The organism is Actinotalea sp. (assembly GCF_041597215.1).
Taxonomy (GTDB): domain Bacteria; phylum Actinomycetota; class Actinomycetes; order Actinomycetales; family Cellulomonadaceae; genus Actinotalea.
Genome location: NZ_JBFHHB010000099.1, coordinates 1 through 11,031 on the forward strand (window position 1 = coordinate 1; position 11,031 = coordinate 11,031).

Annotated in this window: 11 protein-coding genes; 7 read left to right on the forward strand and 4 right to left on the reverse strand. The window is 70.4% G+C overall.

Annotated elements, in window-relative coordinates; all coding sequences use genetic code 11:
- Positions 1-456: sodium-dependent bicarbonate transport family permease (locus ABWK99_RS08675; RefSeq protein WP_372594301.1), on the reverse strand; the 456-nt coding region annotated here is incomplete at its 3' end.
- Positions 457-602: 146 nt separating this feature from the next.
- Here ABWK99_RS08675 and ABWK99_RS08680 point away from each other — a divergent pair.
- Positions 603-890: a winged helix-turn-helix domain-containing protein gene (locus ABWK99_RS08680; protein WP_372594302.1), complete on the forward strand. Its 288-nt coding sequence runs from the start codon at positions 603-605 to the stop codon at positions 888-890.
- A 51-nt stretch (positions 891-941) separates the two neighbouring features.
- Here ABWK99_RS08680 and ABWK99_RS08685 read toward each other — a convergent pair whose 3' ends face one another.
- Positions 942-2,630 (reverse strand): long-chain-fatty-acid--CoA ligase, encoded by a 1,689-nt coding sequence (locus ABWK99_RS08685; protein WP_372594303.1) that lies wholly within the window; start codon positions 2,628-2,630, stop codon positions 942-944.
- 195 nt (positions 2,631-2,825) lie between these two features.
- Here ABWK99_RS08685 and ABWK99_RS08690 point away from each other — a divergent pair, with 195 nt between their 5' ends.
- The 6 genes from ABWK99_RS08690 to ABWK99_RS08715 all read left to right on the forward strand — a co-directional run bounded on the left by ABWK99_RS08690 (position 2,826) and on the right by ABWK99_RS08715 (position 9,341).
- Entirely contained in the window at positions 2,826-3,464 is a 639-nt protein-coding gene (locus tag ABWK99_RS08690; protein ID WP_372594304.1) for a hypothetical protein, read from the forward strand.
- Positions 3,465-3,668: 204 nt separating this feature from the next.
- On the forward strand, positions 3,669-4,832 hold the full coding sequence (locus ABWK99_RS08695) for an ABC transporter ATP-binding protein (protein WP_372594305.1): 1,164 nt from the start codon (positions 3,669-3,671) through the stop codon (positions 4,830-4,832).
- Positions 4,829-5,746: an ABC transporter permease gene (locus tag ABWK99_RS08700; protein WP_372594306.1), complete on the forward strand. Its 918-nt coding sequence runs from the start codon at positions 4,829-4,831 to the stop codon at positions 5,744-5,746. The genes ABWK99_RS08695 and ABWK99_RS08700 overlap by 4 nt, the downstream gene beginning before the upstream one ends.
- Positions 5,743-6,537: an ABC transporter permease gene (locus ABWK99_RS08705; RefSeq protein ID WP_372594307.1), complete on the forward strand. Its 795-nt coding sequence runs from the start codon at positions 5,743-5,745 to the stop codon at positions 6,535-6,537. Before ABWK99_RS08700 ends, ABWK99_RS08705 begins: the two co-directional genes overlap by 4 nt.
- 2 nt (positions 6,538-6,539) lie before the next feature.
- The gene (locus tag ABWK99_RS08710) at positions 6,540-7,658 is read left to right on the forward strand and encodes an extracellular solute-binding protein (protein WP_372594308.1); all 1,119 of its coding nucleotides are present in this window, start codon (positions 6,540-6,542) and stop codon (positions 7,656-7,658) included.
- Positions 7,659-7,727: 69 nt separating this feature from the next.
- Positions 7,728-9,341 carry an amidohydrolase gene (locus ABWK99_RS08715; RefSeq protein WP_372594309.1) on the forward strand — a complete coding sequence of 538 codons (1,614 nt, stop codon included), beginning with the start codon at positions 7,728-7,730 and terminating at the stop codon, positions 9,339-9,341.
- 103 nt (positions 9,342-9,444) lie between these two features.
- Here ABWK99_RS08715 and ABWK99_RS08720 read toward each other — a convergent pair whose 3' ends face one another.
- The gene (locus ABWK99_RS08720; protein ID WP_372594310.1) at positions 9,445-9,879 is read right to left on the reverse strand and encodes a PTS sugar transporter subunit IIA; all 435 of its coding nucleotides are present in this window, start codon (positions 9,877-9,879) and stop codon (positions 9,445-9,447) included.
- Positions 9,876-11,031: PTS transporter subunit EIIC (locus tag ABWK99_RS08725; protein ID WP_372594311.1), on the reverse strand; the 1,156-nt coding region annotated here is incomplete at its 5' end. The genes ABWK99_RS08725 and ABWK99_RS08720, both read right to left, overlap by 4 nt.

Consider the following 11,031-nt stretch of genomic DNA (forward strand, 5'->3'; position numbering starts at 1 on the left):
CGGGATCTCGAGCACGGCCACGAGTGCCGGCAGGAAGGCCTCCGGCGCAGCGACCCCGACCGTCGTCGCGAACGCGAGCGCTGCGGCGAAGGTGACGGCGGACACCGACCCGTAGTGCGCGGCGATCCCGGCGGCGTCGACGACGGAGAACCTGCCCCAGCGCTTGAGGACGAGGTAGGCGATGACCGGGATGAGGGCGCCGAGGACCAGCGTGGCGACCACCGGACGGACCAGCTCGCCAGGGGAGGCTGCCGCCAGTGCGGCCCCGCCCTTGAGGCCGATGGCCAGCAGCAGGTAGGAGGAGAGGAGCTTCGCCGCACCCGCGGGGATGTGCAGATCGCTCCTCACCAGCACGGCGACGACGCCGAGGACGAAGGCGAGGATCGCCGGGTGGGTGAGGTTGGCGAGGGCCAGGTCCAGGCTCGACATGCCGGGTCCGATCTGCGAGGGCCCCATAGAGGCAGCGGAATACATGGTTTGCGCTGCACATGTTGGCATACGACGGACCCTGCCCGCCACCATGACCTGGTACCCGAGCCATGGTTCGCGGGCCATGCTTTGATGGTCGTCGACGCCGACGACCGCTGGGAGGTGCCTGGAGAGTGACCACGTCCGATGTCCCCGCGTGGACGTTCCTCACGAATCACGGCCATGTCCTGATCTGCGTGGCCTCCGACTCCGACGCGCGGATCAGCGATATCGCCGAGCGCGTCGGCATCGGGGTGCGCGCCGCCCAGGGGATCGTCAACGACCTCGTGGAGGCCGGCTACGTCACGAGGACCCGGCACGGTCGCCGCAACCGGTACGCCATCAACCGTGACCTGCGCCTGAGGCATCCGCTCGAGGCGGAGCACCGGATCGGCGAGCTGCTCGCGACCCTCGCCGACTGACGCCGACGAGCGGTGCGCAGCCGCGCCCGCACCAGGGCCAGGGGCCGCAGCTCACAGCAGCGGCAGGACCTGCTCCCGTACCTGCGCGCGCAGGACCTTGCCGAGCATCGAGCGGGGCATGTCGTGGATCGGCACGATCCGACGCGGGACCTTGTAGGCCGCGAGCAGTCCGCGGCAGTGCTCGCGCAGCGCCTTCTCGTCGAACGGCGCCGTCGGGTCGAGCTCGACGGCCGCGACCACCATCTCCCCGCCCTGCTCGAGGCGCCGTCCCACGACAGCTGCCCCGGTGACGGACGGGTGGAGCCGCAGGACGGCCTCCACCTCGGACGGCGCGACGTTGAACCCTCCCGTGATGATGAGCTCCTTGACGCGGTCCACGATCGTGGTGAACCCGTCCTCGTCCACGGTCACGATGTCGCCGGTGCGCAGCCACCCGTCGGCCAGCAGGGTCGCGGCGGTCTCCTCCGGGTTGTTCCAGTACCCCTGGAAGACCTGCGGCCCCTTGAGCAACAGCTCACCCGGCTGCCCCGGGGGTACCGGGGTGCCCGGGTCGTCGGGGTCGACCACGCGCATCTGGGTCGAGGGGAACGGCACGCCGATCGTTCCGGTGCGGCGGCTCGGGTGGAAGGGGTTCCCCAGAGCCACCGGTGACGACTCGGTCATGCCGTAGCCCTCGACGAGCAGCCCGCCGGACATCGACTCCCACAGCTCGACCACGTGATCGGGCAGGTTCATCGCTCCGGAGATGCAGAACCGGCAGGATCGCAGCGAGACCCCTCGCTCCTTGGCCGCCATGGCGGTGCGCTCGTAGATGGGCGGCACCGCGCAGTAGACCGTCGCCGGCGACTTCTTCATCGCGTCGAGGATCAGGTCCGGGTCGAACTTCGGGAAGAGCACGAGCAGTGCCTGCTTCCGGATCCCGTAGGTCAGGTAGAGCGTCATGCCGAAGGCGTGGAACATCGGCAGGATCGCGTAGAAGATCTCCTTGCGGTACTCCGCCCCGTGCATCCACGCCTCGCCCTGCAGGGCGTTGGACAGCAGGTTGAAGTGGCTGAGCATGGCGCCCTTGGGCCGACCGGTGGTCCCGGAGGTGTACTGGATGGCGGCCAGGTCGTGCACGTTCGGCCGGGGGTGCGCAGGGTCGAGCGCACCGTGGGTGAGCAGCCTCGGCCACGGGATCGTGCCCGGGGCCGGGGCCGTCAACGACTCACGCGTCCGGCGCAGGCTCGGGACCGGCAGGTGCAGGGCGATCCGCTTGAGCGGCGGGAAGGCCCGGAGCAGGTCGACCGAGACGATGTGGTCGATCGCGACATCGGCAGGGAAGGAGCGCAGCGCGGGTACGGCCTTGTCCCAGGCGATCACCACGCGGGCCTGGTGGTCCTCGAAGAGGTGGCGCAGCTCCCGTGAGGTGTACAGCGGGTTGTGCTCCACCACGACGGCACCCAGGCGGAGCACGGCGTAGAAGGCGACGACGTGCTGGGGGCAGTTGGGCAGCAGAAGCGCCACGCGGTCGCCGGCCCGCACGCCGAGCAGGCGCAGGCCCTCCGCAGCGCGGTCGATCTGGTCACCGAGCTCGGTGTAGCTCGTCCGGCGGCCGAAGAACTCCATCGCCGGGTGGCTCCCGGCCTCGGCCACGGACTGCTCGAGCATCGCCACGAGGGACTCGGTCGGCAGCTCGATCTCGGCCGGCACCCCCGGCTGGTAGTTCGTCACCCAGGGCTGCGCGTCCGTGTTCGCCATCGGGCCATCCTCGTGCAGCGCGCGCACCTCGGATTGGGACGTCCGGGGTCCTGGGTGTCGCTCCGGCCACGAGGTGGTCGCCCAGGGTGTCCACGAGCTGGACACCTCCCCTTCCCCCCGCGGCGGGACGCCGACATGCTCGGAGCCCCGGTGGATGCCGGGCAGCGCGACCCGGCTCCCCGTGCAAGGAGAACCATGAACGTCCGCACCGTCCCCCGTGCCCTCGTGCTGGCCCTCGCGGTCGCCCTCACCGGATGCTCCGGCGCGGCGGAGGACGCCGCCGTCGTCCCGGACCCCTCGGACACCGAGTCGTCGAGCGACGGGACCACGCAGTCGTCGACCGAGCAGGAGACCGAGACCGAGATCGGCGTCGTGTCCGACGAGGTGACCCCGGTCGGCGGCACCTTCAGCACCCTGTTCAACGGCGAGTTCGAGATCGAGTACCTGGGGCTCGCCGACCTCGGGACGACCGACGGCGGGGTCGCGGGCGAGATCCGCTGCTACGGCGTGCTGGCGAACGTGACGCTGACCGATCTCGAGGAGGTCTTCGACGAAGGTGCGATCGCCGTGTCGTTCACCCGCGTGCTCGACGCCGACGGCCTCGACCTCGGGGCCGTCCAGGTCGCGGGCTGCCCGCGCCCCTTCCAGGACGCCGGCTGGGCCGACCTGGCCACGACCACCTTCCCCCGGGACCAGATCGGGGTCCCCGTCGACAGCCTCGTCGTCACCACCGTCGGCGTCCCCCTCGGCGACGTCGACCGGGCCGTCGCCGTGAGCCTCGCGAGCATGTTCGGCTCCCCAGCCGTGGCGTTCGAGGTCACGGAGACCTTCTAGCGCCCACCGGCACCTGGCACGGGCACCTGGCACCGGACCTCGCACCGGCCTCGGCGCCGGTCGCGTGAGTCGTCGCGGGGACGATCGAGTTAAATCCGCGTTGCCTGGTGCGGATTCCGCGGTTCTGCGCCAGAACGGCACCTAGATTGACGGCACATCGTCATCGGGACGATGAAATCCGTCACTCTGATCTAGGGAGCCTCCATGTCACCCGAGCCCCTCAGGATCGAGAACCAACGTTCTGCGACCACGACGGCCCGCGAGAACGGGCTGTCGATCGCCCGCGCGACCAAGGCCTTCGAGACCCCTGAGGGCGGCCTCGTCCACGCCCTGGACGACGTCTCCCTCGACATCCGGGAGGGGGAGTTCTTCGTCCTGCTCGGTCCGTCCGGCTGCGGGAAGACGACCCTGCTGCGCTCGATCGCCGGGCTCGAGGTCTTCGACTCCGGAGAGATCTACCTGGGGACCGATCGCATCGACCAGATCCCGGCCCACCGGCGCCCGGTCAACACCGTGTTCCAGTCCTACGCCCTCTTCCCGCACCTGACCGTCGCCCAGAACGTCGCCTTCGGCCCGCAGATGGACGGCCTGTCGCGCGCAGCCGTCGACGCGCGGGTCGCGGAGATGCTCGCGCTGGTCCAGCTGGAGGCCATGGGTTCGCGCAAGCCCTCCCAGCTCTCCGGTGGGCAGCAGCAGCGCGTCACCCTCGCCAGGGCCCTGGCCAAGGACCCCCGTGTCCTGCTGCTCGACGAGCCCCTCGCGGCGCTGGACCTCAAGCTCCGACGCCAGATGCAGGCAGAGCTGAAGGACCTCCAGCAGCGCACCGGGCTGACCTTCGTGTTCGTCACGCACGACCAGGAGGAGGCCCTCGCCCTCGGCGACCGCATCGCCGTGCTCGAGCACGGCCGCGTGGCGCAGGTCGGCACCCCGCAGGAGATCTACGAGACCCCGGAGACCCGGTTCGTCGCGGACTTCATCGGCGAGACCTCGATCCTCACGCTCCCTGCGCTGCGTGAGGACGGCCGGCTGACGGTGCGGGTGGCGGACGGGCCGGCGGTGGCGCTCCCCCGAGACGTGCCCACTCCCGACGGGACGGTCACCATCGCCGTCCGCCCCGAGCGGCTCGTGCTGGACGGCACGGCGCCGCCGCTCGGGACCGGCACCCTCACCTCGATGGTCTACATGGGCACCGACGTGCGCTGCACCGTCAGCCTCGGAGACGTCGAGCTGCGGGTCCGGGTCGCACCGCCGTACGACGCCCTCGACCTGCGCCCGGGCGCCACCGTGACGGTCGGCGCCGACCCCCGCTCCCTTCGCCCCTTGGATCCCGAGCCCGTCGCCGCTCCGGTCCGAGCGGGGTCACGGTGAGCACGGCGACCGCGCCCCGCACCCGCAGGGCCCCCGGTCGGATCCCCGCCGTCGGCACGCTCCCGGCGATCCTCATCGGCCTCCTGCTCACGGTCGGCCCGTTGATCGTCGTCGTGGCCTTCTCGTTCATGACCCGACCCGCGAGCGGCGGCGGGATCGTCTACCAGTTCTCGCTCGACGCCTACCGCGAGTTCCTCTTCACCCGCGACTTCCACGGCGTCCTGCACTTCGACCCCGGCTACCTGACGGTGGTCCGTACCTCGCTCGTCCAGGCCGGGATCACGACGGTCGTCTGCCTCCTGCTGGCGTTCCCCCTCGCGCTGTGGATGGCCACCCGCCCGCCTCGGGTGCAGCGGATGCTGCTCCTGCTGGTCACGATCCCCTTCTGGACCAACCTGCTGGTGCGCACCTACGCCTGGCTGCTCGTCCTCAACGACGGCGGGCTGATCAACGACGTGCTCGGCGCCGTCGGCCTCCCCCAGCAGAAGTTCCTCTACGGGGCGACGGCCTCCCAGCTCGGCCTGATCTACACCTTCCTGCCGTTCATGGTGCTGCCCCTGTACTCCTCGCTGTCCGGCTTCGACTTCCGCCTCGCCGAGGCGGCTGCCGACCTCGGCGCGCACCACCTGCGCACCTTGAGGCGGGTGATCCTCCCGATGGCCCGGCCCGGCATCGTCTCGGGGATCCTGCTCGTCTTCATGCCGGCGTTCGGCGCCTACGTCCAGCCGGTCCTGCTCGGCGGCGGAAAGGTGCTGCTGGTCGGCAGCCTCATCGCCTCGCAGTTCGGGGACTCGCGCAACTGGCCCTTCGGTGCAGCGCTCTCGGTCATCATCCTGCTCCTCCTCGGCGGAGCGCTGTGGGGGCTGATGGCGTGGAGCCGCCGGACCGGCACCCGACTGGAGGTGACCCTGTGAGCAGGACCCCTCGCTCGATGAACGTGCGCTCCATCCCTGGCGCGGCCACGGCCGCCGTGGGCGCCCTGGTGTTCCTCTACGTGCCGATCCTGGTCACGACCGTGTACGCCTTCAACGCCGGCGACAAGGCGCTCGTGTGGGAGGGCTTCAGCACCCGGTGGTTCGGCTACGTGCTGAGCAACGACGACCTCGTCTCGACGGCGATCACCTCGGTCAAACTCGCGACGATCGCCACCGTGCTGGCCACCCTCGCGGCGATCGCCTTCGTGCTCGCCGCCGACAGCCTGCGCCGCACCTCGGGCCTGGCGATGGCGCTGCTGAGCGCACCTCTGGTCGTCCCGGAGATCGTCCTGGCCGTCGCGACGCTCGGCTTCATCCGCCTGATCGGTCTCACCCCGGGGATGACCGCCCTCGTCCTGGCCCATACGGCCTTCTGCATCCCGTTCGCGCTGATGCCGATCCGGGCCCGGATGACCACCCTCGGCGACTCCGTCTTCGAGGCCTCGGCGGACCTGGGCGCCACGACGTGGCCGATGCTCCGCCGGGTCACCCTTCCGCTCCTGGTGCCGGGGATCGTCTCGGGGGCCCTGCTGTCCTTCGTCATCTCGATGGACGACTACCTGATCTCCAGCTTCTTGTCCGCTGCTGGTTCCACCACCCTGCCCGTCTACCTGTTCGGCCTCATCCGTCGCGGCGCATCCCCTGCCATCAACGTCGTCGCCGTGCTGCTCCTGGTCCTCGCGGCCACCGTCACCACGCTCACCTACCTCCAACAACGGAAGCGAGTCTGACCATGTCTCTCCCCCTCCGCCGACGTCGCACCCTCACCGGCGTCGCAGCCGTCGCCGTCGGTACCTTCGCACTGTCCGCCTGTGGCGGCGGCGTGTCCGACACCGACGCGGGTACCGGCGCCGCGTCGGCAGCCGCCGACTTCACTCCCGCGACCAGCGGCGAGATGACGCTCTACACCTGGTCCGACTACTTCCCCGAGGAGCTCGCTGCGGCGTTCGAGGAGGAGACCGGCATCGACCTGACGGTGGACTACTACGACTCCAACGAGACGCTCGAGGCCAAGCTCCGGGCGAGCAACGGCACCGGGTACGACGTCGTCGTGCCCGGCGACTACATGGTCCAGATCCTGCGGGACTCCGACCTGCTCCTCGAGATCGACGCCACGAGCCTGCCCAACGGGGCGAACATCAAGGAGAGCTTCGTCGACCCGTACTTCGACGAGGGCCGCATGTACACGGTGCCCTACCTGTACGGCACCACGGGCTACATGTACGACAGCGCCAAGACGGACACCGAGCTCACCAGCTGGGCCGACTACTTCAACGCCCCGGCATCCCTCGGTCCTGTCGGCACGATGAACGACCAGAGCGAGGTCATCAACTCGGCGCTGCGGGCGACCGGCGGCACGACGTGCACGACCGACCCCGACGAGCTCCAGGCCGCCCAGGACCTCCTCGGCGAGTTCAAGTCGCAGGTGTCCACGATCAGCAGCGAGGGCATCCTCGACCGCCTGGCCGGCGGCGAGGAGTCGATCGCCATGATCTGGAACGGCGCCGGGATGCGGGCGCGGGCCGACCTGGACACGCTGGTCTACGTCTACCCCACCGAGGGGCTGAGCCTCTGGCAGGACAACTTCGCGGTGCCGGTCGGTGCCACGAACGTCGACCAGGCCCTCACCTTCCTCAACTGGATGATGGAGCCCGAGAACTCGGCCTTCGCCGCGAACTTCCAGCGCTACGGGTCGGGCATCACGGGCGTGGAGGAGTTCCTCGACGAGGAGATGGCCACCGCTCCCGAGATGAACCTCCCCGAGGGCTACGAGGGCGCGCAGCCGGTCGAGCCGTGCACCAACGAGGAGCTGACCAACTACACGCAGATCTGGGAGTCCTTCAAGGGCTGACAGCCACAGCCGGAGAAGGAACGGGGAGGGCCGGCACCGCCGGCCCTCCCCCGAGCACAAGGAGCAGGAATGACGCAGCACCGGGGCGACCTCGTCCTGACCGGAGGAACCGTCTGGCTCGGCGCCGAGGCCCGCACCCACTCCGTCGCGGTCCGTGACGGAGTGCTCATCGCCCTCGGCGACGCGGCGGCGGCACTCGCGCCGACGGCCGACGAGGTCGTCGACCTCGAGGGCGGCCTGCTCCTGCCCGCGTACTCCGACGGGCACTGCCACCCTCCGCAGGGCGGTCTCGAGCTCGCCGGTCCGCTGATCAGCGCCCTCGACTCCGTCGAGGCGATCGTGGCGGAGGTGGGGAGGTTTGCAGCGGAGCACCCCGAGCTGGAGTGGATCCGCGGCGGGTCGTACGACCCCGCACTGGTCCCGGGTGGTCGGTTCGAGGCCGCGTGGCTCGATGCCGTCGTCCCGGACCGGCCCGTCGCCCTGCACGCCCACGACTACCACACGCTGTGGTGCAACTCCGCGGCCCTGGCAGCAGCCGGGATCGACGAGGGCACGCCCGACCCGGAGCTGGGCGAGCTCGACCGGTACGAGGACGGCCGCCCGACAGGGGTGCTGCGCGAGTGGCAGGCCGTCGACCTCGTCCTGGACGTCGCGCCCGAGTGGACCCTCGAGCAGCGGGTCGTCGCGCTCCGCGCCGCCTGCACGTCCTTCTCGTCGTTCGGGGTGACCTGGATGCAGGACGCCTGGGTCGAGCTCGGCTGGCACCAGGCCTACCTCGAGCTGCTCCGGCGTGACGAGCTCACGGTCCGCTGCGACCTCGCCTCTCTCGTGCGGCCGGAGGACTGGCGCTCCGCCTCGGACTCCTACGTCGCCCAGCGCGCGGACGTCGAGGCCGCCGGAGCGCCGGAGATGCTCGCGGCGCACGCCCTCAAGTACTTCGCGGACGGGGTCATCGAGTCAGGGACCGGGGCGATGCTCGACCCCTACGTCGACAGCCACGACCACGGGATGGCCGTCTGGGAACCCGCGGAGCTGACCAGCGCCGTCGTGCACTACGACGCCCTGGGCTTCCAGACCCACATCCATGCGATCGGTGACGCGGCCGTCCGCCACGCGCTCGACGCGATCGAAGCCGCCATCGTGGCCAACCCCGCATGGGACCGCCGACCGGTGATCACCCACGTCCAGCTCGCCGACCCGGCCGACCTGCCGCGATTCGCCCTGCTCGGCGTCACGGCGGCACTGCAGACCTACTGGGCCCAGCCGGACCCCCTCCAGGTGGCACTCACCGCACCGCGGCTGGGGCCCGAGCGCACCGACCGGCAGTACCCGGTCAAGACCCTGCACGACCTCGGCACGCCGATCTCGATCGCCAGCGACTGGCCGGTGTCGACCAACGACCCCCTGGAAGCCCTCGTCGTCGCGGCGACGCGGCAGACGGCGGAGGGGCTTCCGGAGGGCGGCTGGGTGCCCTCCGAGCGGCTCCCTCTCGCGGACGGGCTGACCGCGGCCACGGCGGGCGGTGCGCGCCAGGGCTTCACCGACGGCTTCCGTGGCTCCATCACGCTGGGCAAGGTCGCCGACCTGGTCTGGTACGACCGTGACCTGACCCTGCTGCCGATCGAGCGGGTGAACGACGCCGTCGTCCGCGGGACCTGGCTGGCCGGTCGCCGGGTCCACTGACCGCTGCGCCCGGCCCGTCGGCGCCGTTCGCGACCGCACGCCGACGGCCCCGGCTCCTCCGGGTGGAGGGGCCGGGGCCGTCGGTGCACTGGCTGGGCGAGTCCTACTCGTTGACCGTCTGCAGGAGCCCGTAGAGCTCGTCGACGGTGCTGGCATCCACCATCTTCTGCGCCTCGTCCGGGTCGGAGAAGATGATCGCGATCTTGGACAGGATGCCCAGGTGCTCGTCGTTCACGCCGGCGATGCCGACGACGATCTGCACCTCGCCCCTGCCCCAGTCGATCGGGTTCTCGTAGCGGACGAGCGAGACGGCCGAGTGCTGGATCGAGTCCTTGGCCTCGTTCGTCCCGTGCGGGATGGCCAGCGAGCTGCCCATGTACGTCGAGACGGTCTCCTCACGCTGGAGCATCGCGTCGACGTACTCGGGGGTCACGGCGCCCGAGGAGACCAGCAGCGCGCCGGCCTCACGGATCGCCTCGTCCCTCGTGCGGGCCGCACCCGAGGCGACGATGAGGTCGCGGGTGAGGATCTCGCTCACGGGGTCTCCTTCCCGAGGTCCTGGCTCGCCTTGGCCTCGGCCACGACGTCGTCGTAGACGGGGCTGTTCATGAAGTTGTCCACCGAGACGTGCTCCGACTCGGGCGACTGGTGCCGGGCGCGCGGGGTCAGCTCACGCTGGCTGATCACCAGGTCGGCGCCGGGCTCGAGGTTCGCGACCGCCTTGTTGACGACGGTCACCCCGGTGACACCGGCCTTCTTGAGCTTGTCCCGCAGGACGCTGGCGCCCATCACGCTGGACCCCATCCCCGCGTCGCAGGCGAAGACGATGAGCTCCATCGGGCGGGTGCGGACGATCGTGCTGCCGTCGGCCGCGTGGACGGCCTTGCCGCCGAGGGCGGACAGCGCGTCGCTGCTCTTGCCCTTGTGGGCCTCGGTCTGGGCGATCGCGGCCGAGAGGTCACCGGCGTCACCGGCGGCCAGGTCCTTCTTGCGCGAGGCCCGCAGGATCACTCCGGCGATGAGGAAGGTCACCGTTGCCGAGAGGACCACGGAGAGGATCACGCCGAGGTAGCTGCCGCGAGGCGTCTGGGCCAGGACGGCGATGATGCTTCCGGGAGCCGCAGGGGCACGCAGACCGCTCTCGAAGATGGCGTTCGTGGCGACACCGGTCATACCACCGGCGATCATCGCGACGATCAGGACGGGCTTCATCAGCACGAACGGGAAGTAGACCTCGTGGATGCCACCGAGGAACTGGATGATGATGGCGCCGGGGGCAGAGGCCCGAGCGGTGCCCACGCCGAACAGCGCGAACGCGAGCAGCAGGCCGAAGCCGGGGCCGGGGTTCGCCTCGACGAGGAAGAGCAGCGAACGGCCCGTCTCGACGGACTGCTGGATGCCCAGCGGGACGAGCGTGCCGTTGCCGATGGCGTTGTTGAGGAACAGGACCTTCGCCGGCTCGACGATGATGCTCATGAGCGGCAGCAGGTTGGCGTCGGCCAGGGCCTGGACGCCGTTGCCGAGCCAGGTGCTCACGTTGGACACGAAGGGCGCGATGCCGAAGAAGGCGACGATCGCCAGCAGCATGCCGAGGATGCCGGCCGAGTACATGTTGACGAGCATCTCGAAGCCGGGCTTGATCTTGCCGTGCCAGATGGCGTCGACCTTCTTCATCAGCCACGCGGCCAGC

Coding starts and splice junctions, on each gene's coding strand:
- ABWK99_RS08685 (WP_372594303.1), bottom strand. CDS start 2,630: ATGGCGAACACGGACGCGCAGCCCTGGGTGACGAACTACCAGCCGGGG.
- ABWK99_RS08690 (WP_372594304.1), top strand. CDS start 2,826: ATGAACGTCCGCACCGTCCCCCGTGCCCTCGTGCTGGCCCTCGCGGTC.
- ABWK99_RS08695 (WP_372594305.1), top strand. CDS start 3,669: ATGTCACCCGAGCCCCTCAGGATCGAGAACCAACGTTCTGCGACCACG.
- ABWK99_RS08710 (WP_372594308.1), top strand. CDS start 6,540: ATGTCTCTCCCCCTCCGCCGACGTCGCACCCTCACCGGCGTCGCAGCC.
- ABWK99_RS08715 (WP_372594309.1), top strand. CDS start 7,728: ATGACGCAGCACCGGGGCGACCTCGTCCTGACCGGAGGAACCGTCTGG.